Genomic DNA, 25990 nt, shown 5'->3' with positions numbered 1-25990 from the left:
GTTCGGGCCTGCACATCTCGTCCACGTTGGGCCGGATCTTTCGTTCGGCTGCGCCGCTCATCCGCTCCGCGACGGACATGTTCATGTGGCGGCCCAGGACCTCGCGTTGGATAATGCGGGCCGCGACCAGCAGCTACGACCAGACCCAGGGCCGGACCATCACGTTGACGGCCGTCTCTGGGTCTTCGGCGCGGGTCAGCCAGGCCGGGCTGGCATCGCGCCCGACACCAAGCGAGGCGGGGTTGGCGGCGAGCTCGGGCCGCGCGGTCAAGCGCCTAGCCGGTGCCAGTAACGATCGACCGGGTGCGCGGGCAAGGCGGCCGCGCTCATGTAGGAGACGTCGTCGGTGGTGCGCTGGAACCGGCAGAGCCCCGGTCTCGGCGCCGCTTCAGGTCGCGGGACGGCGCGGCGAATGGGGCCGACACGCTGCAAGTAGACCCTTTGCCGGTCTCTGCTGGTTCCACACGAAAGCCACTGGTGGCCGCCAAGGACCGTTGAGGTGACAGTTTCCTCGGGGCAGGGCAGACGGGCAGGCGAGCCACCGGACCGGTCGTGCATGGTCATGACGCGGTCAAGGCGGGGCAGGGGATCAGGGGTTATTGCGGGGGAGCGGCCCTCCGCCCTTCGGTCGTGGCGGTGGACTGCGCGCGGGGCGGCGTGGGCGCGACCCGGCTGCGCGCTCGGGCAGGGGGCCGCAGGTTGGGAAGGCGGTAACGGCCATGGGAAAGTTCTTCCAGAGACTGTGCCTTCGTGGTCCGCTGGGGCATGACTCGAAGCGATGGCGCCAGCTTGGATCATCAGCGCCCAAGAAGTGGGCAATGTGCGCGAGGATTGGGCAGATACGGCCGTTCTCTCTTGTGGTTGCCCACAAAATGCGCAGATTTCGGTGGAATGGGCGGAGTACGCACTTAGCGTGACCGCAAGACCAAGGGGGGCAGCATGCCACGCGACATGACCGCGACCGGGGCGCAGGCCCTGCAGCGCAGCCGGGGGGAGGCCTTCGCCGCCCTCAAGGCGCGCAATGGTCGTCCGGTGGTGGCGGGGCTGCGGCAGGCGGGGTCGGCCAAGGCCATGCTGCCGCGCACAGGTGGCCCCTGCGAGGTCGTTTTCCTCAATACATCCGGTGGTTTGGCGGGCGGCGACCGGCTGAGCTACACGCTCGACGTCGGCGCGGGCCTCAGCGTCACCGCGACCACCCAGACGGCCGAGCGCGCCTATCGCGCGCCCGAGGGCGTGGCGCAGGTCTCGGTCCGTCACCGGGTTGGCGCCGGATCGCGGCTGGACTGGATTCCGCAAGAGACGATCCTGTTCGACAATGCCGCCGTGCAACGCGAGACGGTGATCGAGCTGGCGGATGACGCCGAATGCCTCAGCCTCGAGACGGTGGTGCTGGGCCGTGCGGCCATGGGCGAGACCGTGGGCCGCATCCATCTGCGCGATACCCGCCGCATCCTGCGCGGCGGCAAGCCGCTGCACGACGAGCGCCTGTTGCTCACCGACGACACCCTCACCGCCGGCGCCGCCGCCCTGGGCGGGGCGCGGGCCTTCTCGACCCTCGTGCTGGCCGCTCCTGCCGCGCAGCACCGGCTGTGCGCCCTGCGCGCCGTGCTCGACGAGCCCGGCACAGACGCCGCCGCCAGCGCCATGGACGGGCGGCTTGTGCTTCGTATCCTCGCCCGGGACGGCTGGCCGCTGCGCCGCCAGCTTGCCCGGGCGCTTGCCCACCTGCGCCGGGACCCGCTGCCGCGGGTCTGGCAGATCTGACGTAGGAGCCTTTCATGAACCTGACCCCCCGGGAAAAGGACAAACTGCTGATCAGCCTCGCGGCCATGGTCGCCCGCGGCCGGCTGGAGCGCGGCGTCAAGCTGAACCACCCCGAGGCCATCGCCCTGATCACCGATTTCGTCGTCGAGGGCGCCCGCGCCGGCCGCTCTGTCGCCGACCTGATGGAGGCGGGCGGCACCGTGGTCACCGCCGACCAGTGCATGTCGGGCATCCCCGAGATGATCCACGAAGTGCAGGTCGAAGCGACCTTTCCCGACGGCACCAAGCTCGTCACCGTCCACCACCCGATCCGCTGACCCAAAGGAGCCATCCGATGCGCCGTCTTGCCCTTCTGCCCGCTCTCGTCCTTCCCGGTGCCGCCTTTGCCCACGAAGGCGCACACATGCATCCCCATGGCGCGGAAAGCGCCGCCACCGGCGCCACGCTGCTGCTGCTGGCCGTCGCGGGCCTGCTGAGTGTCGCCATCGCCTACCGCCGGGCCCGCAAATGATCCCCGGAGAGGTCTTTACCGCCCCCGGCGAGATCACCCTGAACGAAGGGCTCAAGGCGATCACGCTGATGGTGTCGAACACCGGCGACCGCCCGGTACAGGTCGGCAGCCATTACCATTTCGCCGAGACCAACCCGGGGCTCGAGTTCGATCGCGCCGCCGCGCTGGGCTACCGGCTCGACATCGCCGCGGGCACCGCCGTGCGGTTCGAGCCGGGCCAGAGCCGCGAGGTGCAGCTGGTGCCCTTCCGCGGCAAGCGCGCGGTCTACGGCTTCAACCAAAAGGTCATGGGGCCGCTGGGCTGAGGCCCTCCCACGAGATTCCAGGAAAAGGCTGACACATGCCGACGACGATTTCCCGTTCCGCCTATGCCGACATGTTCGGCCCCACGACCGGCGACAAGCTGCGCCTGGGCGATACCGACCTGATCATCGAGGTCGAGCGTGACCTGACCACCTACGGCGAAGAGGTGAAGTTCGGCGGCGGCAAGGTGCTGCGCGACGGCATGGGCCAGTCCCAGGTCAGCCGGGCCGAGGGTGCCGTCGACACGGTCATCACCAATGCCCTGATCGTCGACCATTCCGGCATCTACAAGGCCGATGTGGGCCTGCGCGACGGGCGCATCCACAAGATCGGCAAGGCCGGCAACCCCGACACCCAGCCCGGCGTCGACATCATCGTCGGCCCGGGGACAGAGGCGATCGCGGGCGAGGGCAAGATCCTGACCGCCGGGGGCTTTGATTCGCACATCCACTTCATCTGCCCGCAGCAGGTGGACGACGCGCTGCATTCGGGCCTCACCTGCATGCTGGGCGGCGGCACCGGCCCTGCCCATGGCACACTGGCGACCACCTGCACGCCCGGTCCCTGGCACATCAGCCGCATGCTCCAGGCGCTGGACGGGCTGCCGATGAACTTCGGCCTCTCGGGCAAGGGCAACGCGTCCCAACCCGCCGCGCTGGTGGAGATGGTCAAGGCCGGCGCCTCGGCCCTGAAACTGCACGAGGACTGGGGCACCACCCCTGGCGCCATCGACTGCTGCCTGTCGGTGGCCGACGACATGGACGTGCAGGTGATGATCCATACCGACACGCTCAATGAGTCCGGTTTCGTCGAGAACACGGTCGCAGCCATCAAGGGCCGCACCATCCATGCCTTCCACACCGAGGGCGCGGGCGGCGGCCACGCCCCCGACATCATCAAGGTGGTGTCCGAACCGAACGTCCTGCCGTCCTCGACCAACCCCACGCGCCCCTACACGGTGAACACGCTGGAAGAGCATCTGGACATGCTCATGGTCTGCCACCACCTCGACAAGGCGATCCCCGAGGATGTCGCCTTTGCCGAAAGCCGGATCCGCAAGGAAACCATCGCGGCCGAAGATATCCTGCACGACATGGGCGCCATGTCGATCATCGCCTCCGACAGCCAGGCCATGGGCCGGATCGGCGAGGTCATCACCCGCACCTGGCAGACCGCCCACAAGATGAAGGTGCAGCGCGGGCGGCTCAGCGAAGAGACCGGCGACAACGACAACGTCCGCGTCCGCCGCTACGTCGCCAAGTACACGATCAACCCGGCCATCGCCCACGGGATGAGCACGCATATCGGGTCCATCCAGGAGGGCAAGCGTGCCGACCTCGTACTCTGGAGCCCTGCGTTCTTTGGCGCCAAGCCCGAGATGGTGCTGATCGGCGGCATGATCGCCGTGGCGCAGATGGGCGATCCGAATGCCTCGATCCCCTCGCCGCAGCCGGTCTATACCCGGCCGATGTTCGGCGCCTATGGCGGCGCGACGGCGGCGACGGCGGCCACCTTCGTGTCCGAGGCCGCGTTGGCCGATGGCATCAAGGGCGCGCTGGGGCTGGGCAAGGAGGTGCTGGCGGTCAAGAACACGCGCAGTATCGGCAAGTCCGACATGGTGATGAACAATGCCATGCCCGAGATCAGCGTCGACCCCGAGACCTACGAGGTTCGCGCAAATGGCGAGCTTCTGACCTGCGAGCCGGCCAGCGAACTGCCACTGGCGCAACGCTATTTCATGTACTGAGGGCCCGCCATGATCCGCTGCGAAGCCACCCATGCCCATGCCCACGGCGCGCCAGATGCGACCGTGACGCTCGACTACGACGCCCGGATGCTGCGCCGCAAGCGGCTGACCACGGATGCGGGCGAAGACTTCCTGGTCGACCTGCCCGCGACCATCTCGCTGGACGAAGGCGCGGTCTTCCTGCTGGCCGATGGCCGACAGGTCGAGGTGCGGGCCGCCCCCGAACAGGTGCTCGAGATCACCGGCGACCTGCCGCGCCTCGCCTGGCACATCGGCAACCGCCACACGCCCTGCGAGGTGCAGCCGGACCGCCTGCTGATCCGCGAGGACCATGTGCTCGAGGCAATGCTGCGCCAGCTTGGCGCCCATATCCACCGCGTGACGGCCCCCTTCCGCCCCGAAGGCGGCGCCTATGGCCACGGCCGCACCATGGGCCACGATCACGGCCATTCCCACGACCACGGCCACCACCACGACCACCCGGCCGAGGCATGACCGACCGACTGTCGCTGATCCAATGGCTCTCGCCCGCCTTCCCGACGGGCGGCTTTGCCTATTCGCACGGGCTGGAATGGGCCATCGATGCGGGCCAGATCCGCGATGCGGCGGCGCTGACCGACTGGCTGACCACCATCCTGCGCCATGGCGCAGGATGGCAGGACGCTGTCCTGCTTTGCCACGCGCTTGACCCGTCCGCCGACCTTGACGCCTTGACCGACCTCGCCGCCGCGCTGCAACCCTCCTCCGAGCGGCTGCAAGAAACCCTCGACCAGGGTACGGCGCTGGCGCAGGCCGTCTCCGCCCTGCGCGACACGCCCCTCAAACCCCGCCCCCTGCCCATCGCGCTGGGCGAGGCGGCCCGCGGCCTTGCTCTGCCGCCCGAGGAGATCGCCGCGCATTACCTGCACGCCTTCGCCTCGAACCTCGTCTCGGGCGCGGTCCGCTTCGTGCCCCTCGGCCAGAACGCGGGACAACGGGCGCTGCACGCGCTGCACCCCGTCATCGCCGATGTCGCCGCCCGCGCCACAGGTGTCACGCTCGACGACCTCGGCACCGCCGCGCTCTGGGCCGACATGGCCGCGATGCGCCACGAAACCATGCAAGTCAGGATCTTCCGCACATGAGCACGCACGGACCCCTCCGCGTCGGCATCGGCGGCCCCGTCGGCGCCGGCAAGACCAGCCTCACCGAACAGCTCTGCCGAGCAATGGCGCATCGCTGCTCGATGGCGGTGGTGACGAACGACATCTACACCAGCGAGGACGCGGAATACCTGATGCACAAGCAGGTCCTGCCGCTCGACCGCATCCGGGGCGTGGAAACCGGCGGCTGCCCGCACACCGCGATCCGCGAGGATGCCTCGATCAACCTTGCCGCCATCGCCGACCTGAACCGCGATTTCCCCGACCTCGACCTCGTGCTGATCGAATCCGGCGGCGACAACCTTGCTGCCACCTTCAGCCCGGAACTGGCCGACCTGACGATCTACGTGATCGACACCGCCGCCGGCCAGGACATCCCGCGCAAACGCGGCCCCGGCCTGGCCCGGTCCGACATGCTGGTGGTCAACAAGACCGATCTGGCGCCTTACGTCGGCGTCGACCTCGCTAGGCTCGAAGCCGACACGCAGACGGCGCGCGGCAAGCTGCCCTACGTCATGGCCGAGATTCGCAACGGCCAAGGCATCGACGCCATCGTCGCCTTCCTCGAACGCGACGGCGGCCTCGAACTCTCGGCAAGTGCCCAGGCCGCCGAATAACCGCCGATCCGTCCTTCATCTTGCCGATAAACTCCGGGGGAGTCCGCCCATGGCGGACGGGGGCAGCGCCCCCAATCCCCTGCCGACATCATGCGGCGCGGGTGGCGATCTCGACCAGGTTGCCGTCCGGATCGCGGATGTAGATCGACAGAATCCGTCCCGCCGCCCCGTTCCGTCGCACGGGCCCTTCGATGATCTCGATGCCCTTTTCGGCCAGGTGGCTTTCCCAAAGCGACAGCCGCCGTCCGGTCAGGAAACACAGGTCGGCCGAGCCCGGCGTCGCGGCCCTGGCATTGGGCAGGAATTCATGCCCCGCCTCGTGCAGGTTGATCTTCTGCTGGCCAAAGCGCAGCGCCCGCCGCGTGGTGCCATCGGTCGCCTCGAAGACCTCGACCTGCATCCCCAGCACATCGGCATAAAACGCGCAGGTCGCGTCAATGTCCGCGACAGTCAGCACGAGATGGTCCAGCGAGGTCAGCGTCGGTTTCATCCCCTCAGCAGACACGCGCCCGCATATGACGTCAACGCTTTCCCTTCCGCGCCGCAGCCGCTAGACCGGGGCAAGGCAACGAAAGTAGGCAGTTTTCCGATGCGTCGCGTGTTCTGGACCGGGCTCTGGGTCTTCGTCCTCGACCAGCTGAGCAAGCTGCTCGTGGTGCAGCTTCTCGACCTCAAGACGCGGGGCGAGATCGACGTGCTGCCGCCCGTGCTCAACCTGCGCATGGCCTGGAACACCGGCATCAACTTCGGTCTCTTCTCTCGGCAATCGGACATCGCGCGCTGGGTGCTGATCGCCATCGCCATCGCCATCGTGATCGGCGTCATCGTCTGGCTCCGCCGCCAGCCGCAGGGGCGCTGGGCGCAGATCTCGGCCGGGCTGCTGATCGGCGGGGCGCTCGGCAACGTGATCGACCGGTTGGTGTACGGCGCCGTGGCCGACTTTCTCAACATGTCCTGCTGCGGGATCGAGAACCCCTTTGCCTTCAACGTCGCGGACATCGCGATCTTTGCCGGGGCCATCGGCCTCGCCATCTTCGCCCGCGAAGAGCCGCGCAAAAAGGCAGGCAGATCTTGATCGCGCGGGCCGGGACTGGTACCGCAGACAAGTATCGGAGGGTGCCATGATACGGCTGATCACCTTGCTTGCGCTTTGCACCGCGCTCGTCGCCTGCGGCGAACGCGATATCTCGATGCGCAACCTCAACATTCCCACCGACAACGGCCCCGAGGAATTCGCGGTCCTGCCGGTCAAGCCGCTGGAAATGCCCGAGAGCTTCGCGGCGCTGCCGGCGCCGACGCCGGGGAGCGGCAACCTGGTCGATCCGACACCGAACGCCGACGCCATCGTGGCGCTGGGCGGCCGGCCCTCGGCCTCGTCGGGCATCCCGGCCGGCGACTCTGCGCTGGTGTCCCAGGCCTCGCGCTACGGCGTGCCCGCCGACATCCGGCGGACGCTCGCCTCCGAGGACCTCGCGTTCCGCAAGCGCGCCTCGCGCTTCACCAATTTCCGGCTGGGCCGGGTCGACCGCTACGTCAAGGCCTACCGCCGCCAGTCGCTCGACGCCCATGCCGAGACGGAACGGTTCCGGCGCCTTGGCACATACGTGCCCTCCGCCCCGCCCACCTCGGGGCGCGAAAGCGGGCGGACGATCCCCGGATCGCTCAGCCGGCAGTAAGATCCGGCGACGCACCGCGCCCTCGTGCGGTGCGTACACGGTTTCTTAACCGCTCTCACATTCCCGTATGACAGCTTGCACCCGGAAACGGGGGGCGTAACTATGCCCTATCGCTGCCGTCCGTCACTGGAAGAGGTCTCCATGCGCTTGATTTCCCTATGCGTCTCGCTGCTCCTGCCCACCCTAGCCTGGGCCGGGTCCACCCCGATCCGCGCCGCGGACGAACAGGTCAGCACCTTCACCCTCGACAACGGAATGGAGGTGGTCGTGATCGAGGACCACCGCGCCCCCGTCGTCGTTCACATGGTCTGGTACCGCGCCGGGTCGGCCGACGAATGGCCGGGCGTCTCGGGCGTGGCGCATTTCCTCGAACACCTGCTGTTCAAGGCCACCGACATGCTGGAAAGCGGCGAGTTTTCCAAGACCGTCTCGGCCAATGGCGGCAATGACAACGCCTTCACCAGCTACGATTACACCGGCTATTTCCAGCGCGTCGCCGCCGACCGGCTCGAGCTGATGATGAAGATGGAGAGTGACCGGATGGTCAACCTCCGCCTCGACGAGGGCGACATCGCGACCGAACGCGACGTGATCCTCGAAGAGCGCAACATGCGCACCGACAACGACCCGGACGCGCTCTTCCGCGAGCAGATGCGCGCGGCGCAATACCTCAACCATCGTTACGGCACCCCGGTCGTCGGCTGGCGCCACGAGATGGAGGAGTTGAGCCTCGAGGATGCGCAATCCTTCTACGATCTGTTCTATTCGCCCAACAACGCGATCCTGATCGTCGCCGGCGACACCACGCCCGAAGACGTGCAGGCGCTGGCCGAGACCTATTACGGCGTGATCCCCGCCAACCCGGCGCTGGGCCCCCGCGAACGCCCGTCCGAGCCGCCGCAGCGCGCCGAGCGGCGGTTGATCTACGAGGATGCCCGGGTGGCGCAACCCTACGTCTCGCGGTCCTACCTCGCGCCGGAACGCGACAGCGGCGACCAGCGCAAGGCCGCCGCGCTGGAACTGCTGTCGGAAATCCTGGGCGGCTCGCAGACCGCCGTGCTGCCGCAGAAACTGCAATACGACAGCCAGACCGCCGTCTACACGGGCGCCTGGTACTCGGGCACCTCGCTGGATGACAGCACCTTCAACTTCGTGATCGTCCCGGCCGAGGGCGTCACGCTCGAGGAAGGCGAGGCTGCCCTCGATCGCGTGATCGCCGAGTTCATGGAAACCGGCGTCGATGCGGACCAACTGGCGCGGATCAAGGCGCAGGCCCGGGCCGCGCGCATCTATGCCAAGGACAACGTGCAAAGCCTCGCGCGGATGTACGGCGCTGCGCTGACGTCCGGCCTGACGGTCGATGACGTGCTGGCCTGGCCGGACATCGTCGACAGCATCACCGCGGATGAGATCATGGCCGCCGCGGCCGAGGTCTTTGACGACAAGAGCTCGGTCACCGGCTGGGTCATGGCCGAGGCGACCGACAAGGAGGTGACCCAATGAGGTTTCTCGCAACCCTGCTGATCGTCCTCTGGGCCGCGCTGCCCGCCCGGGCCGAGATCGACATCCAGGAGGTCAAGACCCCCGGCGGCATCACCGCCTGGCTGGTCGAGGATCACAACATCCCCTTCGTCGCGCTGGAACTGCGGTTCCGGGGCGGTGCCTCGCTGGACGATCCCGCCAAGCGCGGGGCGACCTACCTGATGACCGGGCTGCTCGAGGAAGGCGCGGGCGATCTTGACAGCCGTGCCTTTGCCGAGGCGGTGGAATCGCAGGCCGCCTCCTTTGGCTTCGACGTGGGCGACGATGCGCTGTCGGTCTCGGCCCGCTTCCTGACCGAGAATCGCGCGGCCTCGCTTGACCTCCTGCGCCTTGCCCTGACCGAGACCCGGTTCGACGCCGACGCGATCGAGCGGGTGCGCGCGCAGGTCATCTCCGGCCTGCGCTCGGCGGAGAAGGACCCGAACGACATCGCCTCCAAGGCCTTCGACGCGATGGTCTACGGCGATCACCCCTATGGCAGCCCATACCGCGGCACGGTGGACAGCGTCGCGGCGCTGACCCGCGAGGACCTCGTGGCGGCCAAGGAGGGTGCCATGGCGCGGGACCGGATCTATGTCAGCGCCGTAGGCGACATCACCGCCGAAGAGCTGGCCGTGCTGCTTGACGACCTGCTGGCGGGCCTGCCCGAAACCGGCGCGCCGCTGCCCGGCCCTGCGAAGCTGAACTTCCCCGGCGGGGTTACGGTCGTGCCCTTCGACACGCCGCAATCGGTGGCGCTGTGGGGCCAGCCGGGCATCGGCTTTGACGATCCCGACTTCTTTGCCGCCTACGTGATGAACACGGTGCTGGGCGGCGGCGGGTTCGACAGCCGCCTGATGACCGAGGTGCGTGAAAAGCGCGGGCTGACCTATGGCGTGGGCTCGTTCATGGTCGGCAAGGACCAGGCGGACTTGCTGATGGGGCAGGTCGCGTCGGGCAACGACCGCATGGCCGAGGCGATCCAGGTGATCCAGGACGAATGGCGCCGCATGGCCACCGAGGGCGTGACCGAGGCCGAGCTGACCCAGGCCAAGACCTACCTCACCGGCGCCTACCCGCTGCGCTTCGACGGCAATGCGCGGATCGCCGGCATCCTCGTCGGCATGGAGGTGGATGGCATGGCCATCGACTATGCCCGCACGCGGAACGAACAGGTGGACGCGGTGACGCTCGAGGATGTGCAACGGGTGGCGGCGCGGCTGTTGGACCCCGAGACGATGACCTTCGTGGTCGTGGGCGCCCCCGCCGGGCTGTAAGCCCACCTGTCTGAACGAAGAAGGCCGGGGGGTGACCCCGGCCTTCTTCGTTCAGACAGGTGGATCAGGCCGCGAGGCCCTTGGACCCGATGTCCAGGAACTTGCGCCGCCGGTTCGCGATCAGGTCCTTGCGCGACATGCCGCTGAGCTCGCCCAGCATCTCTTCGATCACCGTGCCCACGCGGGTGATGGTGTCGGGCCGGGCGCGGTGCGCGCCGCCCAGCGGCTCGGGGATGATGCGGTCGCAGACACCCAGCTTGGTCAGGTCCTGCGCGGTCAGGCGCAGCGCCTCGGCGGCCTCGCGCATCTTCTCGGAATCCTTCCACAGGATCGACGCGCAACCTTCGGGGCTGATGACCGAGTAGACGGAATGCTCTAGCATGGCCACGCGGTTGGCCGAGGCAAAGGCCACCGCACCACCCGATCCGCCCTCGCCGATGATGACCGATACCAGCGGCACGCCGATCGACAGGCAGGCTTCGGTCGAGCGGGCGATCGCCTCGGACTGGCCGCGTTCCTCGGCGCCCTTGCCGGGATAGGCGCCAGCGGTGTCGACCAGCGTGATGACCGGCAGGTTGAAACGGTCGGCCAGTTGCATCAGGCGCACGGCCTTGCGGTAGCCCTCGGGGCGGGCCATGCCGAAGTTGCGTTCGATCCGCGACTTGGTGTCATGGCCCTTCTCGTGGCCGATCAAGACCACCGGGCGGTCGCCCAGCCGCGCCATGCCGCCCATGACGGCGAGGTCGTCGGCAAAGTTGCGATCACCCGCCAGCGGTGTGAACTCGGTGAAGAGCGCGTCGATGTAGTCACGGCAATGGGGCCGGTCGGGGTGCCGGGCCACCTGGCATTTGCGCCAGGGTGTCAGCGACTTGTACATGTCGGCCAGCATGTCCGCGGCCTTCTTGTCCAGCGCCTTGGCCTCGTCCTCGACATCCATCCCTTCGCTCTGGCGGGCCAGGGCCCGCAGCTCTTCCGCCTTGCCTTCGATCTCGGCCAGGGGTTTTTCAAAGTCGAGGTAGTTGGTCATCGGATCGGGCCCATTTCGCTATGCGTCGCGCCCCGTATATGGCGCCGCGCGCGCCCGGATGCAACTCGGGCCGTGGCTCAGGGGTGCCAAAGCACCGGGATCAGCGTGGCAACCATCAGCGCGGCCATGGTCCGGTTGAAGACGCGCAGGCGGCGGGGTTGGTCCAGCAGGCTGCGCACCCGGCCGCCCAGCAGGGCCCAGGTCGCGGTCGAGCCGAGCGCGGCCCCCACGAACATCGCGGCGACCAGCGCGACCGAGGGCAGGTCGCGGGATGGCGCGTAGAGCGTGATCGCGCCCGTGGCCATGGTCCAGGCCTTGGGGTTGACCCATTGGAAAGCCGCGGCCTGCAGGAAGGTGAGCGGGCGCGCATTGGCCCGCGCCTCGGCCGGCGGTGCGGCATGTGCGACCTTCCAGGCCAGCCAGCCGAGGTAGAGCGCGCTGGCCACCATCAGCAGGTCCGCGAGCCAGGGGAGGAGGTCGAAGAGCTGCATCAGCCCGATGCCGACCCCCAGCACCATCACGCCGAACCCCAGACCGACCCCGGCCATGTGCGGGACCGAGCGGCGAAAGCCGAAGTTCGCGCCCGAGGCCATGAGCATGAGGTTGTTCGGCCCCGGCGTGAAGGACGAGACGAGCGCAAAGCCGGCAAGGGCAAGGATCAGGGTCGGTGTCATGGCCGCAGAATCGACCACCTTTCGCGGCAGAAGATTGCGAATCCTTGTGGCAATCGAGCTTGTACGCAATAAAATACGGTCATGGATCGCATCGACCAAAACATATTGCGCGAATTGCGCACCGACGGGCGCATCAGCAACCAGGACCTCTCGGCGCGCGTCGGTCTCTCGCCCTCGGCCTGCCTGCGCCGGGTCGCGGCGCTGGAGAAGTCCGGGGTGATCACCGGCTACCGCGCGGTGCTGTCGCCGCAGGCCATGGGCACCGGCTTCATCGCATATGTCGCGGTGGGGCTCAGCGCGCATACCAAGGCCGCACAGGAAGGGTTCGAGCGCGCGATGCGCTACTGCGACGAGGTGCGCGAGTGTCACAACATCACCGGCACCGTGGAATACCTGCTGCGGGTCGAGGCGGCGGACCTTGCCGCCTACAAGCGGTTTCACACCGAGGTGCTGGGCACCGTGCCGCATGTGAATGCACTGACCAGCTACGTGGTGCTGGGCTCGCCCAAGGACGAACGAGGGTGAGTGTTGTCGGGTGCGGAGTGAGGGGCCAGCCCCGTCGCCATTGTCTCTCGGACCAATGACGCGACTATGGCGACCTCCCCGGAGTTTATTGGCACAATGAAGAGCGGATCGGCGCCTCTGCTTTCACTTTTCCTAAAATACTCCCGCCGGAGGCATCCGACCTGTCGGATACGCGAAACGGCCAGGGACGGGGCGTCGCCTGGCCGTTTGCAAAGGAAACCTGAGCGCGCAAGCGTGCCGCCGGATCAGACCTGGCGGACGGCGCCCTTGGCGGCCGAGGTGGTCAGCGCGGCATAGGCCTTGAGCGCGGTCGAGATCTTGCGCTTGCGCGGGGCGGCGGGCTGCCAGCCCTTTTCGTCCTGGATCGCGCGGCGGCGCGCCAGTTCGGCATCGTCCACGGCAAGGTGGATCTTGCGGTTCGGGATGTCGATCTCGATCTTGTCGCCCTGTTCGACCAGGCCGATGGTGCCACCCTCGGCCGCCTCGGGCGAGACGTGGCCGATCGACAGGCCGGACGTGCCGCCCGAGAAGCGGCCGTCGGTCAGCAGGGCGCAATCCTTGCCCAGGCCTTTCGATTTCAGGTAGCTGGTCGGGTAGAGCATTTCCTGCATCCCCGGCCCGCCGCGCGGCCCTTCGTAGCGGATGACCACCACGTCGCCGGCCTTGACCTTGCCGGTCAGGATGTCGTTCACCGCCGCGTCCTGGCTTTCGCAGACATAGGCGGTGCCGTTGAATTGCAGGATCGAGGCATCGACGCCCGCCGTCTTCACGATGCAGCCGTCCTCGGCGATGTTGCCGAAGAGCACGGCGAGACCGCCGTCCTGGCTGAAGGCATGCTCCTTGGAGCGGATCACGCCCTTTTCACGGTCGGTGTCGAGCTCCTTGAAGCGGTTCTCGGTCGAAAACGCCTCGGTCGTGCGGACGCCGCCGGGGGCGGCCTTGAACAGCCGTTCCGCCTCGGGGTTGTTGGCGACCTTGATGTCCCAATGGCCGATGGCTTCGGCCATGGTCGCGCTGTGCACGGTCGTGGTGTCTCCGTGCAGCAGGTCCGCGCGGTAGAGCTCGCCCAGGATCGAGAAGATGCCGCCGGCGCGGTGCACGTCCTCCATGTGGACGTTCTCGATGTTCGGCGCGACCTTGCACAGGCACGGCACCTTGCGCGACAGGCGGTCGATGTCCTGCATGGTAAAGTCCACCTCGCCCTCGTGAGCGATGGCCAGCAGGTGCAGCACCGTGTTGGTCGAGCCGCCCATGGCGATGTCGAGGCTCATGGCGTTCTCGAAGGCTTGATACGTGGCGATCTCGCGCGGGAGGAAGCCTTTCTCGTCCAGCTGGTAGTGGCGGCGCGTGATCTCGACGATCTGGCGGCCCGCCTCGAGGAAGAGGTGCTTGCGGTCGGCATGGGTGGCCAGGGTCGAGCCGTTGCCGGGCAGGGCGAGCCCCAGCGCCTCGGCCAGGCAGTTCATCGAGTTGGCGGTGAACATGCCGGAACAGGACCCGCAGGTCGGGCAGGCGTTTTCCTCGATATGCTGGACCTGTTCGTCGGTCAGCGTGTCGCTGGCGGCGGCGACCATGGCATCGACCAGGTCGATCTTCTTCATGTCGAGATCGGCGATGTCGATCTTGCCCGCCTCCATCGGGCCGCCCGAGACGAAGATCGCCGGGATGTTGAGGCGCATGGCGGCCATCAGCATGCCGGGGGTGATCTTGTCGCAGTTCGAGATGCAGACCATGGCGTCGGCGCAATGGGCGTTGACCATGTACTCCACGCTGTCGGCGATCACCTCGCGCGAGGGCAGCGAATAGAGCATGCCGTCATGGCCCATGGCGATGCCGTCGTCGACCGCGATGGTGTTGAACTCCTTGGCGACGCCACCGGCCTTTTCCACCTCGCGGGCGACCAGCTGGCCGAGGTCCTTGAGGTGCACGTGGCCCGGCACGAACTGGGTGAAGGAGTTCACGATGGCGATGATCGGCTTGCCGAAATCGTCGTCCTTCATGCCGGTCGCACGCCAGAGGCCGCGGGCCCCGGCCATGTTGCGGCCATGGGTGGAGGTACGGGAACGATATGCGGGCATGGGGTCAACTCCGTCGCGCGTGAAACGCCCCTGCTTTAACGCCCGCAGGGCAGCGCGGCAAGGGTCGCGGGGTTGCGTGCCCGATCACAAAGGCGCAGAGAAGGGTCATATTTTCTGACGGACCCTGCCGATGACTCCCCCGAAACCCGCCGAGAAGGCGCTTGGCCTCGTGCTTGTCCTGCTGACCGGCGGGGTGATCCTGGACGAATGGGGGGTGCCGGGGCTGTCCGTGCCGCTGGCTGTTCTGACGCTGCTGCTGGTCGGGCTGCTGTGGCCCGGGAACCGGACCGGGCGGCGGGCCTTCGTGGTCGTGGGGGCCGTGCTGACGCTGCTGCTGGCGATGACGACGCCCGGCTGGGGGGCCATCGTGATGCGGGGCTTCGGCGCCTCGGCCTTCATCGCGGCCTTCTTTGCTGCGCTGGCGTCGCTGCGGGCGGTGGCGCAGACCTCTCCGGGCATCGGGGCGGCGGGGACCTTCCTGTCGCGTCAGCCGCCGGGGCGGCGCTATCTCGCGCTGACCGCCGGGGGGCACCTCTTTGCGCTGGTCCTGAACTACGGGGCCATCGCGCTGCTGGGCAGCCTGTCGACTGCGGCGGCCGCGAAGGAGCCCGATGCCCAGATCCGCCAGATCCGCACCCGGCGGATGCTTCTGGCGATCCAGCGCGGCTTCCTGTCCTCGCTGACCTGGTCGCCGCTGGGGTTTGCCATGGTCATCACGACATCCCTGGTGCCGGGGGCCAGCTGGGCCAGCGCCATGCCCTATGGCCTGGTCAGCATGGTCCTGTTCGCCGGCAGCGGCTGGGCGCTGGACACGATCTTTCGACCCAAGGTGCAGAACCGGCCGGCCTATACCAGGCCCGAGGGCAACTGGTGGCTGCTGCAACCGCTGTTCATCCTGCTCGCTGTCCTGGGCACGCTGGCCTTCACCCTGCACGAGCTGACCGGCGTGCGCATCGTCGGCATCGTCACGCTGGTCGTGCCGCTGATCGCCTTCATCTGGCTGGTGATCCAGCTGCGCGGGATCCCCGACGCGGCGCCGCTCGGCGAACGGGTGCAGGCGTACCTCTTTGCCGACCTGCCGAATTACCGGGCCGAGCTGATCCTGCTGGTCATGGCCGGCTATATCGGCACCGTCGGCGCGCCGCTGCTCGAGCCGCTGGTGCATGGCCTCGGGATCGACCCGGCGGCGTTGCCGGCGGGGGTGGTGCTGGTGGGATTCATCTGGCTGATGCCGCTGATGGGGCTGCTGGGGGCGAACCCGATCCTGGCCGTGACGTTGCTGGCGCCGCTGATTCCCACGCCCGAGCAGCTGGGCATAGCGCCTGCCGCGCTGGTGACGGCCATCGTCGGCGGCTGGGCGATCTCGGGCGTGCTGTCGCCCTTTACCGCGACCGTTCTGCTGATCGCGAATTTCGGACAGGTCAAGGCGCTGGACGTGGGCTTTCGCTGGAATCTCGGCTTCATCCTGTGTGTCGGGACGCTGCTAAGCCTCTGGGTCCTGCTGCTGGCCTGGCTGGCCTGAGACAGGCCCGAAGGTGGGCGGGCGCCGGGGCGCCCACCCGTGTATCGCTTAGGCGTTCGCGATCATTTCCGACTGGCGCACGATCACCTCGGCCTGCTTGATCGAGGCGATGTCCACGAGGCGCCCCTTGTAGACCGTCGCGCCTTCGCCGTTGGACTTGGCCTGTTCCATCGCGGCGAGGATCTCGCGCGCCTCGGTCACGGCGGCTTCGGAGGGGGTGAAGACCTCGTTCGCCAGCGCGATCTGCTTGGGGTGGATGGCCCATTTGCCGACCATGCCCAACGTCGCGCTGCGCAGCGCCTGGGCGCGGAAGCCGTCGTCATCGCTGAAGTCGCCAAAGGGCCCGTCGACGGGCAGCACGCCATGGGTGCGGCAGGCGGCGACGATGGCGGTCTGCGCCCAATGCCAGGGGTCGGACCAGTACTTCTGACCCTCGCGCAGCATGTAGTAATTCTCCTGCGTGCCGCCGATCCCGGTGGTCTGCATCCCCATCGAGGCGGCAAAGTCGGCCGCGCCCAGGCTCATGGCCTGCATCCGGGGCGAGGACGCCGCGATCTCTTCCACATGGGCGATTCCGGCGGCCGATTCGATTATGACCTCGAAGCCGATCTTCTTGGCCCGGCCCTTGGCCGTCTCGATGGCCGTCACCAGCGCATCCACGGCATAGATGTCGGCGGCGCAGCCCACCTTGGGGATCATGATCTGGTCCAGCCGCTCCGAGCAATTCTCGAGCAGGTCCACCACGTCGCGGTACCAATAGGGCGTGTCGAGCCCGTTGATCCGCACCGACAGGGTCTTGGTGCCCCAGTCCAGATCGCCGATCGCCTCGATCACGTTCTTGCGGGCCTGGACCTTGTCGTCGGGGGCCACCGAATCCTCGAGGTCGAGGTTGATGACATCGGCCGCGCTGGCTGCCATCTTGGCCGGCAGCTTGGTGTTCGACCCGGGCCCGAACAGCTGGCAGCGGTTGGGGCGGGCGGGCGGCGTCGGTTGCAGGCGGAAGGACATGGGTGGCTCCTTGATGCAGGGGTGGCGCAATGATGTTTCGTTGTGACTGGCTTAGGGGTTAGGAAATTGCGCTGCAGCACGCAAGCCATTTCTGCGCTGCGGCGCCGGGCCAAAGGTGCCATGCAGGATGACCCAAGGGATCCCGCGCAGGCGCCCCCGGACGACAGGAACGCGTCGCCGGATTTGCGCGGGCCGGCAATTTCTTGTGCAGATCTGCCGACGGGCGCGGATTTCTTCGCAGGCACCCCTGCTGCGCCTGCAAAATCGGAATCGCTTTGCGGGCCGGGCGCGCTAGCCTTTGCGCAGATACCGAGACACAAGGAGCCTGCCATGATCGAGACCCCGTACCTGCTTTTCCTCGGCGATGCCCCCGACCCGCTGGCCGCCAAGGTGGCCCAGGGGATCAAGGACTGGCGCCCCGAGAATGCCATTGCGCAGTTCCGGATGGAGGGCTGCAAGGCCGACCTCAAGCTGCCCGACATGGACCTGGCAGAGGCCAAGGCCGCCGGTGCCAAGACCCTGGTGATCGGCGTCGCGAACCGGGGCGGCGTCATCTCTGCCGCCTGGAAGAAAGTGCTGGTCGCCGCGCTCGAGGAAGGGTTCGACCTCGCCTCGGGCCTGCACAACCTGCTGCGCGAAGAGCCCGACCTGGTGGCCGTGGCCGAGGCCTGCGGACGCAAGCTGCACGACGTGCGCATCCCGACGGTCAAGTACCCCATCGCCAACGGCGAGAAGCGCACCGGCAAGCGGATGCTGGCCGTGGGCACCGATTGCTCGGTCGGCAAGATGTACACGGCGCTGGCGGTCGATGCCGAGATGCGCGAGCGGGGGATGAAATCGACCTTCCGCGCCACCGGCCAGACCGGCATCCTGATCACCGGCGACGGCGTGCCGCTGGACGCGGTGATCGCGGATTTCATGGCCGGGTCAATCGAATGGCTGACGCCCGACAACGACCCCGACCACTGGGACATCATCGAGGGGCAGGGCAGCCTGTTTCACGTCTCCTATTCGGGCGTGACCCTGGCGCTGATCCATGGCGGCCAGCCCGATGCGCTGGTGCTGTGCCACGAGCCGACCCGCGAACACATGCGCGGCCTGCCGGGCTACAAACTGCCTTCTCTGGAAGCCGTGCGCGACATGGCGCTGCAATTGGCGCAGGTCGCCAACCCCGACTGCAAGGTCGTCGGCATTGCGGTCAACACGGCGGGCCTGGGCGAGGACGAAGCGCGCGGCTACCTGGCCAAGGTCTCGGCCCGCATGGACCTGCCGGCCACCGATCCCTACCGTTTTGGCGCAGGCCCGCTGGTGGACGCCCTCGCCGCGCTCTGATCCCGCGGCCTGCTTCGCACACATGTTGGTATGCGTCTCACCACGCAGGCCTTGGGGGGCTGTCTGCCCCCCAAACCCCCCGGAAGGTATTTCAGAAACAATGAAGTGCAGACGACCTGTACCTTCATTGTTTTCCAAATACCTTGGGGGTGAGCCCGGAACGGGCGAGGGGGCAAGGCCCCCTTTCCGACCTCCGGCCTAGCGGCACATCCGTTTGACGGACTGCCATTCCGCGTCGGTCAGGATCGGGTCCGTCAGTTCGACGTCCGGCGCGGCCTCGGCGGCGGCCACGATCCGGTCGGCCAACTGCGGGTGCGACAGGAAATGCGCCATGATCCCCTCGGCGTCGCCGTAGCGGTCCAGCAGCTTCTGAAAGAACGTGCCCATGGAGGACGGCGGGATGCCCGCGCGTTCCATCACGCCGTGGGCGAAGACATCCGCTGCGGCTTCGGCCTCGCGCGAATACTCCGCCTGGATCAGCCGTTCGGCGAGGAACAGCACCAGCGCGCCTCCGGCGAAATCCCCGAAGACCAGCCCCAGCACCCCGATCGACCCGGCGGAACGCAGCGCGTGGCGGGTGGGGTCGCGGCTGACCACATGGCCGATCTCGTGCGCCATGACCGAGGCCATCTCCTCGGGCGTATCGGCGGCCTCGATCAGCCCGCGGAAGAAGACCACGTAGCCGCCGGGCAGGGCGAAGGCGTTGACCATGTCGTGGTCGAGCACGTGGATCGACAGGGTCACCTCCGTGTCGGTTGCGGCCTGCAGGCGACGGCGCATCTTTTCGACAGCGGCCAGGCCCTCCGAGGCTTCGCAGAAGGGCACTTCGCCCAGCCCGCTTTCATCCAGCGCAGAGCGGATCTGGCCCAGCGTCGCCTCGCCAAGGGCGCGTTCGCCCTCGGGGGGGATGAAGCGGGCCAGCTGGTCGGCCATGATCGGCACCAGCACCAGCACGATCAGCGCGACCGACCCCATGGCTGCCGCGCCCCATTTCGCGATCCGCATCCGGCTGATGCCGCGGCTGCGCTTGCCAAGGTTCGGGCAGCGCGGGATCAGCGAGGGCTCGTCCATCATCAGTCGCGCCGCCGGGTTGTCGCGCGACCGGAACACGAGGATGTCGTTCCGCGCCTGGTCGCCGACACGGCGGATCAGCGACAGCGGCCAGCGCACTTCCGTTCCGTCCGGGCGGGTGATGATCAGCCGCTCGGTCACCTCGTCGATGGTCAGGCGCACGGCCTCGGCCCGGGCTGTCTGGCCGTCGAAGAAATGCCCGTTGGCGCGAAAGGCCTGGGCCCCCGGACCGACGCGGATGGTGGTGCCGGCCCAGGTCATATGGCGGCCCCCACGTCCAGTGCCTCGGCAAAGCCCTCGGCCTCGTCAAAGCGGTCGTGGCGGCCCTGGTGGACGGCGGCGAACTCCTCGTCCGCGTAAAGTGTCGTCGTCTGCGCGTAGTGCGCCCAGATCGGCATGGCGATCAGTACGTGGTTCAGGGTCGACCAGAACAGGAAGAAGCTGAAATAGACCAGGCCCCCGGCGATCAGCAGCAGCCAGTCGGGCAGTTTGCCCATGGCGATCAGCACCTCGGGTCCGCCCGTAGCTAGCACGCCGCCAAGGAACATGACGAACAGCACCAGCGGCACGATCAGGCACAGCCCCATCAGCAGCGCGCCCAGCACGTAGATGCCCAGCACCCAGGTCGGTTCGGGCTGCGATTTCAGCGACAGCCCGTCCGCGGTCTTGTGGCTGGCGAGGATGCCGCGGCTTCTGACCCGGTAATGCAGCGCGCCGTAACCCATCAGCAGGCCAAGCGGGATGTAGAGCAGGAATTGCCCGACCCAGTTCACGCCACCGCGCAAGAGCTCCGGATCATCGGGTACGTCCGGGCCAATCTGCCCGATGGCGGCCAGGGTGGGGTTGAGCCAGAACAGCCAGGCGGTCAGCGCAGCGGTGCTCAGCGCGCCGACGTAGAGGATCAGCGCGGGCCGGATCAGCATGGTCCAGCGGCCACCCTGGGTCAGGCGGTGATCGCCCCAGGACGTCCGATCTGTCTTGTACTTTTCCAACCAGAAGGTCATGCGCGGCCACAGCAGGCCCAGCGTCACGATCGTGATCGCCCAATGCACCAGCGCCCGCCAGGCATAGCCCCAGGCGCCGGGGTCCAGCGAAAAGCGGATGCCGCGCCAGGCGGTGCGGCCGACCACGTAGCGCCGCGCCCGGTACTGGGCGTAGAACCACAGCGGCACGAGGCCGGCGAAACTGGTCGCATAGGCGGCCCAGTTGCTTTGCACCAGCGAGAAGCTGGCGAACATCAGCACGAGGTTCACGATGCCGATGTAGAAGGCCAGGAAGGCGACCGCGATCAGGAAACCCAGCAGCTTTTCCAGCGGATCGCCGAAATATTCCAGCGGGTAACCGCCGACCCGCACGCCCGACCAGTACCAGCGCCTGAGCCGCGTCTTCATCCAGAAGCGGTAGATCCCAAGCGTCAGGACCGTCAGCAGGCTGGTGCGGAAGGCGAGGCCGAACAGCCCCGCCCGCTTGCCGACGAAATTGCCGCTGTGGACCCGGTCAGGTGCCCGGTCAGGTGCCCGATCAGGTGAATGTGTTGTCGCGGGGGAAGCCGCGGGGGGCCATGCGTCCGCTTCCGGCCCGCTTGCCGATCCACTCATCGAGTGCGGATTCGGTACGGGTTCGTCCGGCGGGGTCGCGCCAGGAGAGGCCTTCTGCCAGGGTGAAGGTCGTGGCATCGCTCAGGCCCCCGTCCTTGTACTTTTGCAACCGGACGCCCTTGCCCCGGGTCATCTCGGGCAGCTCGTCCTGCATGAAGACCAGCACCTTGCGGTTGTCGCCCACCACGGCCACCGCGTCGCCGGTCACCGGCTTGCAGACCCTGGCGCGCACGTCTTCCTTGACGTTCAGCGCCTGCTTGCCGGCGCGGGTCTGGGCGATCACCTCGTCCTCGGGCACGATGAAGCCGTCGCCCGCCGAGGAGGCCAGCAGCAGCTTGCGCCCCGGCTGATGGCGCAGGATCTCGACGATCTGCGCCTCGTTCGGCAGGTCGACCATCAGGCGCAGCGGCTCGCCCATGCCGCGCCCGCCGGGCAGGTTCGCGGCCGAGACCGTGTAGAATCGCCCGTTCGAGCCAAAGACCAGCAGCCGGTCCGTCGTCTCGGCATGGAACTGGAAGCGCGGGCCGTCACCGTCGCGGAACTTCAGCTCGCGGCTGAGGTCGATATGGCCGTTCATCGCCCGGACCCAGCCCATCTGCGACACGACCACGGTGATCGGCTCGCGCTCGATCATCGCCTCGAGCGGGACATCCTCGACCTCGACCGCCTCGGCAAAGGCCGTCAGGCGCTGGCCGTTGTGGTAATCCTTGCCAAACGCCTTCTTGGTCGCCTTCAGCTCTTCGCTGATGCGGTCCCATTGCAGGCCCTCGCTGTCCAGCAGGTCCTCGAGGCCCTGGCGTTCCTCCATCAGCGCGTTCTGCTCGCGCAACAGCTCCATCTCTTCGAGACGGCGCAGCGAGCGGAGGCGCATGTTCAGGATCGCCTCGACCTGGACCTCGCTCAGCTCACCGTCGCCCGGCGGGGGCGGGATGTAATCGGCCTCGGACATGGCGCGGGTGAATTCGCGGCCCCAGTTTTCGCGCATCAGCGCCGCCTTGGGCTCGTCGTCGTAGCGGATGATGTCGATCACGCGGTCGAGGTTGAGGAAGGCGATGATGAGCCCTTCCAGCACCTCGAGGCGGTGGTCGATCTTTTCCATCCGGTGCTTGGAGCGGCGCAGCAGCACCTCGCGGCGGAAGTCGAGGAAGGCGCGCAGCACTTCCTTGAGCGAACAGACCTTGGGCGTCACGCCGTCGATCAGCACGTTCATGTTCAGGCTGAACCGCGTCTCGAGATCCGAGTTGCGGTACATCAGGTTCATCAGCACCTCGGGGTCCACGTTCTTGGACTTGGGCTCGAGGATCAGGCGGATGTCGTCGGCGCTTTCGTCGCGCACGTCGCCAAGGATCGGGATCTTCTTGGTCTGGATCAGCTCGGCGATCTTTTCGACCAGCTTGGATTTCTGCACCTGGTAGGGGATTTCCGTGACCACGATCTGCCACTGGCCGCGGCCCAGGTCCTCGACCTCGTACTTGCAGCGCAGGCGGAACGACCCGCGGCCCGTTCGGTAGGCCTGCGCGATGTTCTCGCGCGGCTCGACCAGGATGCCGCCGGTCGGGAAATCGGGGCCGGGCACATAGTTCAGCAGCGTGTCGTCGCGCGCGTCGGGCACCTTGATTAGGTGCTGGCAGGCATCGACCAGCTCGCTGACGTTGTGCGGCGGGATGTTCGTCGCCATGCCGACCGCGATGCCCGAGGACCCGTTGGCCAGCAGGTTCGGGAAGGTCGTGGGCAGCACGACCGGCTCGGTCATCGTGCCGTCGTAATTGTCGCGGAAATCGACCGAGTTCTCGTCGAGCCCCTGCAGCATCGCCTCGGCGACGATGGTCAGGCGCGCCTCGGTGTATCGGCTGGCGGCGGGGTTGTCGCCGTCGATGTTGCCAAAGTTGCCCTGCCCGTCGACCAGCGGGTAGCGGACGTTGAAATCCTGCGCGAGCCGCGCCATCGCGTCGTAGATCGCGACGTCGCCATGCGGGTGATAGTTGCCCATCACGTCGCCCGAGATCTTGGACGACTTGCGGAATCGCCCGGTCGGCGACAGCCGTAGTTCGCGCATCGCGTAGAGGATTCGCCGGTGCACGGGCTTGAGCCCGTCGCGCGCATCGGGCAGCGCCCGGTGCATGATCGTGCTCAGCGCATAGGTCAGATAGCGGTCACCGATCGCGCGGCGCAGCGGCTCGGCGATGATCTGTCCATCCATGTTGGGGTCTTCGGCGTCTTTGGTCATAGATGCTGTGTACCCGCGCCGGTGCAGGGCCTCAAGCGGCAACAGCACATCGTGCAGTTGCATTGCGGTCACGTTCGGAAAACGGGGAACTTTTCCGCACGTCTACCCGTTTCACGAACATGTCAAATGATGATAGCATGATCTTGCCGACCGGAAGCTGCTGCCGCGAGGCGCGCGCCTTCGGCGCGTGGGTCGGTTTAACTGGGGGGTGCGTGGTATGAAGCGCTTCATTTTCCTGACGTTCGGGTTCATGGCCTGGAGTTTCTACGAACTCAGCGGCGGCGCCGATTTCCAGCCGCCCGAGCGGCCGAGACCGCTGCTGGCCGAGATCAAGAAAATCGACCCGACGCCGGTCGTCAGCACCCAGGCCAGCACGCCACGCGTCACGATGGCTCCGCAACCGACAAGCGAGCAGACTGCCGCGGCGGTGACGCTGGCCTCTCTCAGCGTCGACGAGACCGCCGAAAAGCCTGTGGTCAGCGACAGTGCCGCGCTCAAGCTTGACGCGGACAAGGTCGCGACCCTGACCCGCCCCGCCGCGGAAGCGGCCGCCGCCCCCAGCGACATGCGCACGGTCACCAAGACCCGCGTGAACATGCGCAACGGCCCCGGGCGCGATTACTCGGTGCTGGCCAAGCTCGAACAGGGCGACCAGGTCGAGGTGCTGTCCGACAACGGCGACGGCTGGGTCAAGCTGCGCACCGCCGAGGGCCGCGTGGGCTGGATGGCTGATTTCCTGCTGAGCGCGCCGACGGGCTGACAGGCCCGGTGCGTCCCGCGCCAAATCGCCCGTTCGCTTTTTGCCCGGGACCGGCTATGTGGTGCCGCCAACGCTGACCGAAACGGACCTGCCCCATGTTGCGCGAAGATCCCCTGTTCCTGGCCGTCGCGGCCGCCTGCCTTTTCGTGGTGGTCATCCTTGCGATCGGCATCAGCCATTTCGGCAAGGGCACCAAGGAGGCCGCCATCAAGTCCAACCGGATGATGAAGGCGCGGATCATCGCGCAGGCGGTGGCCGTCGTGCTGATCCTCGTCTTCGTTCTCGTGCGGAGGGGCTGAGGATGGTCGTTCTCAACAAGATCTACACCCGTACCGGGGACAAGGGCGACACGGCGCTGGGCGACGGCAGCCGCGTGCCCAAGCATTCCGCCCGGCCGCAGGCCTATGGCACGGTGGATGAACTGAACGCCTTTGTCGGCGTGGCGCGTCTTGGGGCGCTCGACGAGACGGCCGAGGCGCTGACCCGCATCCAGAACGACCTTTTCGACCTTGGCGCGGACCTCTGCACCCCGGGGATGGAGAAGGACCACGAGCGCGACTACCCCGCCCTGCGCGTGGTGCAGTCGCAGGTCGACCGGCTCGAGGCCGAAATCGACGCGATGACCGGACAGCTCGAGCCGCTGCGCAGCTTCATCCTGCCGGGGGGCGCGCAGCTTTCGGCGCATCTGCATGTCTGCCGCACCGTGGCCCGGCGGGCCGAGCGGCTGGTGGTCGAGCTGGCCGAGGCCGAGCCGATCAACGCGGTGGCCGTGACCTACCTCAACCGGCTCAGCGACTGGTTCTTCTGCGCCGCGCGGATGGCGAACGACACCGGAAAGGCCGACGTGCTCTGGACCCCCGGCGCCAACCGCTAGGGCTGGATCGGCGCCCAGATCTCGTAGGCCATGCCGTCCGGGCCGTTGCGCGGATCGTCCGGGTAACGCTCGAACACCGCGCCCGCGCGCGGGGTCTTGCCGTGTTCCGGCATCCAGGTGCTAAAAAGCCAGTCGAAATTTCCGGGCAGGTCCGTCACGGGGCCGAAGACCCGCAGCACCGCGTGCGGGCCGCTCGCGGTGGTCAGAATGCAGGTGCCGTCCGGCAGCGTGGCGGGCCGGCCCTCGACCTCGACACCGACACCGTAGCTGAAGGCGCCCTGGCCGTCGGCATTATAGGACACGCCGAAGATCGCGTCGCCCACGGCCTCGGGGATCTCGTGGCCGGCTGCGAACCAGCCCTGGAACTGGGCCGGGATCTCGTGGCGCGTGTCCATCGTGTAGTCGCGGCTGGTGGCAACGATCAGCCGGGGCGCGGCCTCCACGATCTCGGGGTCGGGGCGGGAATCACTCATCTGAAATCTCCTTGATCGGCGTCTTTCTGGACTTTCACCGTAGCAAGGCCATTTCACGGGATGGAAGAAAATGTCGAATCCCGGCGTCGGTTGGCGCTAACGGGTCGATTTTGGCCTGTTGCCTCGCGGCGCAAGATTATATCAACGCCGCGAGATGCCTGGCCGGGGTCCCGGGACAGGTCCGACAAACCAAGGGAGTCCATGCTGATGAAGGTGCTGGTACCGGTCAAGCGGGTGATCGACTACAACGTGAAGGTTCGCGT

Annotated in this window: 29 protein-coding genes; 19 read left to right on the top strand and 10 right to left on the bottom strand. The window is 67.5% G+C overall.

The features are described from left to right. Positions 1-133 precede the first annotated feature (133 nt). On the bottom strand, positions 134-271 hold the full coding sequence (locus MF270_RS09015; RefSeq protein WP_238365549.1) for a hypothetical protein: 138 nt from the start codon (positions 269-271) through the stop codon (positions 134-136). A 668-nt stretch (positions 272-939) separates the two neighbouring features. On the opposite strand from MF270_RS09015, the gene MF270_RS09010 reads away from it, so the two are divergent. Genes MF270_RS09010 through ureG form a run of 8 tightly spaced genes read left to right on the top strand, consistent with a single transcriptional unit; the run spans position 940 to position 6084 of the window. Beyond that, a complete protein-coding gene (locus MF270_RS09010; protein WP_336246007.1) occupies positions 940-1764 on the top strand; it encodes an urease accessory protein UreD in 825 nt (274 codons plus the stop codon). Positions 1765-1778: 14 nt separating this feature from the next. Further along, entirely contained in the window at positions 1779-2081 is a 303-nt protein-coding gene (locus MF270_RS09005) for an urease subunit gamma (protein ID WP_238365548.1), read from the top strand. Between the two features lie 17 nt (positions 2082-2098). Further along, positions 2099-2275 carry a hypothetical protein gene (locus MF270_RS09000; protein ID WP_238365547.1) on the top strand — a complete coding sequence of 59 codons (177 nt, stop codon included), beginning with the start codon at positions 2099-2101 and terminating at the stop codon, positions 2273-2275. Beyond that, positions 2272-2580: an urease subunit beta gene (locus MF270_RS08995; RefSeq protein WP_238365546.1), complete on the top strand. Its 309-nt coding sequence runs from the start codon at positions 2272-2274 to the stop codon at positions 2578-2580. Before MF270_RS09000 ends, MF270_RS08995 begins: the two co-directional genes overlap by 4 nt. A gap of 35 nt (positions 2581-2615) precedes the next feature. After that, positions 2616-4325, top strand: coding sequence for an urease subunit alpha (gene ureC, locus MF270_RS08990; RefSeq protein WP_238365545.1), 1710 nt, complete (start codon positions 2616-2618; stop codon positions 4323-4325). Between the two features lie 9 nt (positions 4326-4334). Continuing rightward, positions 4335-4820 carry an urease accessory protein UreE gene (gene ureE, locus MF270_RS08985; RefSeq protein WP_238365544.1) on the top strand — a complete coding sequence of 162 codons (486 nt, stop codon included), beginning with the start codon at positions 4335-4337 and terminating at the stop codon, positions 4818-4820. Continuing rightward, on the top strand, positions 4817-5449 hold the full coding sequence (locus MF270_RS08980; RefSeq protein WP_238365543.1) for an urease accessory protein UreF: 633 nt from the start codon (positions 4817-4819) through the stop codon (positions 5447-5449). The genes ureE and MF270_RS08980 overlap by 4 nt, the downstream gene beginning before the upstream one ends. Beyond that, positions 5446-6084 (top strand): urease accessory protein UreG, encoded by a 639-nt coding sequence (gene ureG / locus MF270_RS08975; RefSeq protein ID WP_238365542.1) that lies wholly within the window; start codon positions 5446-5448, stop codon positions 6082-6084. The genes MF270_RS08980 and ureG overlap by 4 nt, the downstream gene beginning before the upstream one ends. Positions 6085-6172: 88 nt before the next feature. Here ureG and MF270_RS08970 read toward each other — a convergent pair whose 3' ends face one another. Continuing rightward, positions 6173-6574 (bottom strand): VOC family protein, encoded by a 402-nt coding sequence (locus MF270_RS08970; RefSeq protein WP_238365541.1) that lies wholly within the window; start codon positions 6572-6574, stop codon positions 6173-6175. Between the two features lie 99 nt (positions 6575-6673). On the opposite strand from MF270_RS08970, the gene lspA reads away from it, so the two are divergent. The 4 genes from lspA to MF270_RS08950 all read left to right on the top strand — a co-directional run bounded on the left by lspA (position 6674) and on the right by MF270_RS08950 (position 10558). Continuing rightward, positions 6674-7159, top strand: a complete 486-nt coding sequence (gene lspA / locus MF270_RS08965) for a signal peptidase II (RefSeq protein ID WP_238365540.1) — start codon at positions 6674-6676, stop codon at positions 7157-7159. A 46-nt stretch (positions 7160-7205) separates the two neighbouring features. Further along, positions 7206-7760, top strand: a complete 555-nt coding sequence (locus tag MF270_RS08960; protein ID WP_238365539.1) for a DUF3035 domain-containing protein — start codon at positions 7206-7208, stop codon at positions 7758-7760. Between the two features lie 141 nt (positions 7761-7901). Beyond that, positions 7902-9263: a M16 family metallopeptidase gene (locus MF270_RS08955; RefSeq protein ID WP_238365538.1), complete on the top strand. Its 1362-nt coding sequence runs from the start codon at positions 7902-7904 to the stop codon at positions 9261-9263. Continuing rightward, positions 9260-10558 carry a M16 family metallopeptidase gene (locus tag MF270_RS08950; protein ID WP_238365537.1) on the top strand — a complete coding sequence of 433 codons (1299 nt, stop codon included), beginning with the start codon at positions 9260-9262 and terminating at the stop codon, positions 10556-10558. The genes MF270_RS08955 and MF270_RS08950 overlap by 4 nt, the downstream gene beginning before the upstream one ends. Positions 10559-10622: 64 nt before the next feature. Here the strand turns inward: MF270_RS08950 and MF270_RS08945 are convergent, their stop codons facing one another. Both MF270_RS08945 and MF270_RS08940 read right to left on the bottom strand, forming a co-directional pair. Further along, positions 10623-11585, bottom strand: coding sequence for an acetyl-CoA carboxylase carboxyltransferase subunit alpha (locus MF270_RS08945; protein ID WP_238365536.1), 963 nt, complete (start codon positions 11583-11585; stop codon positions 10623-10625). Positions 11586-11662: 77 nt separating this feature from the next. Continuing rightward, on the bottom strand, positions 11663-12259 hold the full coding sequence (locus MF270_RS08940) for a LysE family translocator (RefSeq protein ID WP_238365535.1): 597 nt from the start codon (positions 12257-12259) through the stop codon (positions 11663-11665). Positions 12260-12340: 81 nt separating this feature from the next. Here MF270_RS08940 and MF270_RS08935 point away from each other — a divergent pair, with 81 nt between their 5' ends. Next, a complete protein-coding gene (locus tag MF270_RS08935) occupies positions 12341-12784 on the top strand; it encodes an Lrp/AsnC family transcriptional regulator (protein WP_238365534.1) in 444 nt (147 codons plus the stop codon). Between the two features lie 245 nt (positions 12785-13029). On the opposite strand, the gene ilvD is transcribed toward MF270_RS08935, so the two are convergent. After that, on the bottom strand, positions 13030-14862 hold the full coding sequence (gene ilvD / locus MF270_RS08930) for a dihydroxy-acid dehydratase (RefSeq protein ID WP_238365533.1): 1833 nt from the start codon (positions 14860-14862) through the stop codon (positions 13030-13032). Positions 14863-14992: 130 nt separating this feature from the next. On the opposite strand from ilvD, the gene MF270_RS08925 reads away from it, so the two are divergent. After that, positions 14993-16384: a hypothetical protein gene (locus tag MF270_RS08925; protein ID WP_238365532.1), complete on the top strand. Its 1392-nt coding sequence runs from the start codon at positions 14993-14995 to the stop codon at positions 16382-16384. Positions 16385-16432: 48 nt separating this feature from the next. Here MF270_RS08925 and MF270_RS08920 read toward each other — a convergent pair whose 3' ends face one another. After that, on the bottom strand, positions 16433-17392 hold the full coding sequence (locus MF270_RS08920; RefSeq protein ID WP_238365531.1) for an L-malyl-CoA/beta-methylmalyl-CoA lyase: 960 nt from the start codon (positions 17390-17392) through the stop codon (positions 16433-16435). Positions 17393-17722: 330 nt separating this feature from the next. On the opposite strand from MF270_RS08920, the gene dgcN reads away from it, so the two are divergent. Then, on the top strand, positions 17723-18724 hold the full coding sequence (gene dgcN / locus MF270_RS08915) for an N-acetyltransferase DgcN (RefSeq protein ID WP_238365530.1): 1002 nt from the start codon (positions 17723-17725) through the stop codon (positions 18722-18724). A gap of 198 nt (positions 18725-18922) precedes the next feature. Here the strand turns inward: dgcN and MF270_RS08910 are convergent, their stop codons facing one another. From MF270_RS08910 to MF270_RS08900, 3 genes are all read right to left on the bottom strand, one after another. After that, a complete protein-coding gene (locus tag MF270_RS08910) occupies positions 18923-20056 on the bottom strand; it encodes a M48 family metallopeptidase (protein WP_238365529.1) in 1134 nt (377 codons plus the stop codon). Then, the gene (locus tag MF270_RS08905) at positions 20053-21222 is read right to left on the bottom strand and encodes a DUF898 family protein (protein ID WP_238365777.1); all 1170 of its coding nucleotides are present in this window, start codon (positions 21220-21222) and stop codon (positions 20053-20055) included. The genes MF270_RS08910 and MF270_RS08905 overlap by 4 nt, the downstream gene beginning before the upstream one ends. A 94-nt stretch (positions 21223-21316) precedes the next feature. Further along, entirely contained in the window at positions 21317-23620 is a 2304-nt protein-coding gene (locus tag MF270_RS08900; RefSeq protein ID WP_238365528.1) for a DNA topoisomerase IV subunit A, read from the bottom strand. Between the two features lie 217 nt (positions 23621-23837). Here MF270_RS08900 and MF270_RS08895 point away from each other — a divergent pair, with 217 nt between their 5' ends. The 3 genes from MF270_RS08895 (at position 23838) to MF270_RS08885 (ending at position 25254) form a co-directional block, all read left to right on the top strand. Further along, positions 23838-24380, top strand: coding sequence for an SH3 domain-containing protein (locus MF270_RS08895; RefSeq protein WP_238365527.1), 543 nt, complete (start codon positions 23838-23840; stop codon positions 24378-24380). Positions 24381-24475: 95 nt separating this feature from the next. Continuing rightward, positions 24476-24679: a twin transmembrane helix small protein gene (locus MF270_RS08890; RefSeq protein ID WP_336246006.1), complete on the top strand. Its 204-nt coding sequence runs from the start codon at positions 24476-24478 to the stop codon at positions 24677-24679. 2 nt (positions 24680-24681) lie between these two features. Next, positions 24682-25254, top strand: coding sequence for a cob(I)yrinic acid a,c-diamide adenosyltransferase (locus tag MF270_RS08885; protein ID WP_238365526.1), 573 nt, complete (start codon positions 24682-24684; stop codon positions 25252-25254). On the opposite strand, the gene MF270_RS08880 is transcribed toward MF270_RS08885, so the two are convergent. After that, the gene (locus MF270_RS08880; RefSeq protein ID WP_238365525.1) at positions 25251-25727 is read right to left on the bottom strand and encodes a GyrI-like domain-containing protein; all 477 of its coding nucleotides are present in this window, start codon (positions 25725-25727) and stop codon (positions 25251-25253) included. The genes MF270_RS08885 and MF270_RS08880 overlap by 4 nt on opposite strands. 60 nt (positions 25728-25787) lie before the next feature. Between MF270_RS08880 and MF270_RS08875 the strand changes: the two genes are divergently transcribed. Then, positions 25788-25990: hypothetical protein (locus tag MF270_RS08875; RefSeq protein ID WP_238365524.1), on the top strand; the 203-nt coding region annotated here is incomplete at its 3' end.

The organism is Mesobacterium pallidum (genome assembly GCF_019966535.1).
In the GTDB taxonomy this organism is placed as follows: Bacteria; Pseudomonadota; Alphaproteobacteria; order Rhodobacterales; family Rhodobacteraceae; genus Mesobacterium; species Mesobacterium pallidum.
This window is presented reverse-complemented; position numbering and strand designations above follow the sequence as displayed.

Bases quoted from the DNA above. Each gene is read 5' to 3' on its own strand.
- MF270_RS09010 (WP_336246007.1), top strand. From the start codon at position 940: ATGCCACGCGACATGACCGCGACCGGGGCGCAGGCCCTGCAGCGCAGC.
- MF270_RS09005 (WP_238365548.1), top strand. From the start codon at position 1,779: ATGAACCTGACCCCCCGGGAAAAGGACAAACTGCTGATCAGCCTCGCG.
- MF270_RS09000 (WP_238365547.1), top strand. From the start codon at position 2,099: ATGCGCCGTCTTGCCCTTCTGCCCGCTCTCGTCCTTCCCGGTGCCGCC.
- MF270_RS08995 (WP_238365546.1), top strand. From the start codon at position 2,272: ATGATCCCCGGAGAGGTCTTTACCGCCCCCGGCGAGATCACCCTGAAC.
- ureC (WP_238365545.1), top strand. From the start codon at position 2,616: ATGCCGACGACGATTTCCCGTTCCGCCTATGCCGACATGTTCGGCCCC.
- ureE (WP_238365544.1), top strand. From the start codon at position 4,335: ATGATCCGCTGCGAAGCCACCCATGCCCATGCCCACGGCGCGCCAGAT.
- MF270_RS08980 (WP_238365543.1), top strand. From the start codon at position 4,817: ATGACCGACCGACTGTCGCTGATCCAATGGCTCTCGCCCGCCTTCCCG.
- ureG (WP_238365542.1), top strand. From the start codon at position 5,446: ATGAGCACGCACGGACCCCTCCGCGTCGGCATCGGCGGCCCCGTCGGC.
- MF270_RS08970 (WP_238365541.1), bottom strand. From the start codon at position 6,574: ATGAAACCGACGCTGACCTCGCTGGACCATCTCGTGCTGACTGTCGCG.
- lspA (WP_238365540.1), top strand. From the start codon at position 6,674: ATGCGTCGCGTGTTCTGGACCGGGCTCTGGGTCTTCGTCCTCGACCAG.
- MF270_RS08960 (WP_238365539.1), top strand. From the start codon at position 7,206: ATGATACGGCTGATCACCTTGCTTGCGCTTTGCACCGCGCTCGTCGCC.
- MF270_RS08955 (WP_238365538.1), top strand. From the start codon at position 7,902: ATGCGCTTGATTTCCCTATGCGTCTCGCTGCTCCTGCCCACCCTAGCC.
- MF270_RS08950 (WP_238365537.1), top strand. From the start codon at position 9,260: ATGAGGTTTCTCGCAACCCTGCTGATCGTCCTCTGGGCCGCGCTGCCC.
- MF270_RS08945 (WP_238365536.1), bottom strand. From the start codon at position 11,585: ATGACCAACTACCTCGACTTTGAAAAACCCCTGGCCGAGATCGAAGGC.
- MF270_RS08940 (WP_238365535.1), bottom strand. From the start codon at position 12,259: ATGACACCGACCCTGATCCTTGCCCTTGCCGGCTTTGCGCTCGTCTCG.
- MF270_RS08935 (WP_238365534.1), top strand. From the start codon at position 12,341: ATGGATCGCATCGACCAAAACATATTGCGCGAATTGCGCACCGACGGG.
- ilvD (WP_238365533.1), bottom strand. From the start codon at position 14,862: ATGCCCGCATATCGTTCCCGTACCTCCACCCATGGCCGCAACATGGCC.
- MF270_RS08925 (WP_238365532.1), top strand. From the start codon at position 14,993: ATGACTCCCCCGAAACCCGCCGAGAAGGCGCTTGGCCTCGTGCTTGTC.
- MF270_RS08920 (WP_238365531.1), bottom strand. From the start codon at position 17,392: ATGTCCTTCCGCCTGCAACCGACGCCGCCCGCCCGCCCCAACCGCTGC.
- dgcN (WP_238365530.1), top strand. From the start codon at position 17,723: ATGATCGAGACCCCGTACCTGCTTTTCCTCGGCGATGCCCCCGACCCG.
- MF270_RS08910 (WP_238365529.1), bottom strand. From the start codon at position 20,056: ATGACCTGGGCCGGCACCACCATCCGCGTCGGTCCGGGGGCCCAGGCC.
- MF270_RS08900 (WP_238365528.1), bottom strand. From the start codon at position 23,620: ATGACCAAAGACGCCGAAGACCCCAACATGGATGGACAGATCATCGCC.
- MF270_RS08895 (WP_238365527.1), top strand. From the start codon at position 23,838: ATGAAGCGCTTCATTTTCCTGACGTTCGGGTTCATGGCCTGGAGTTTC.
- MF270_RS08890 (WP_336246006.1), top strand. From the start codon at position 24,476: ATGTTGCGCGAAGATCCCCTGTTCCTGGCCGTCGCGGCCGCCTGCCTT.
- MF270_RS08885 (WP_238365526.1), top strand. From the start codon at position 24,682: ATGGTCGTTCTCAACAAGATCTACACCCGTACCGGGGACAAGGGCGAC.
- MF270_RS08880 (WP_238365525.1), bottom strand. From the start codon at position 25,727: ATGAGTGATTCCCGCCCCGACCCCGAGATCGTGGAGGCCGCGCCCCGG.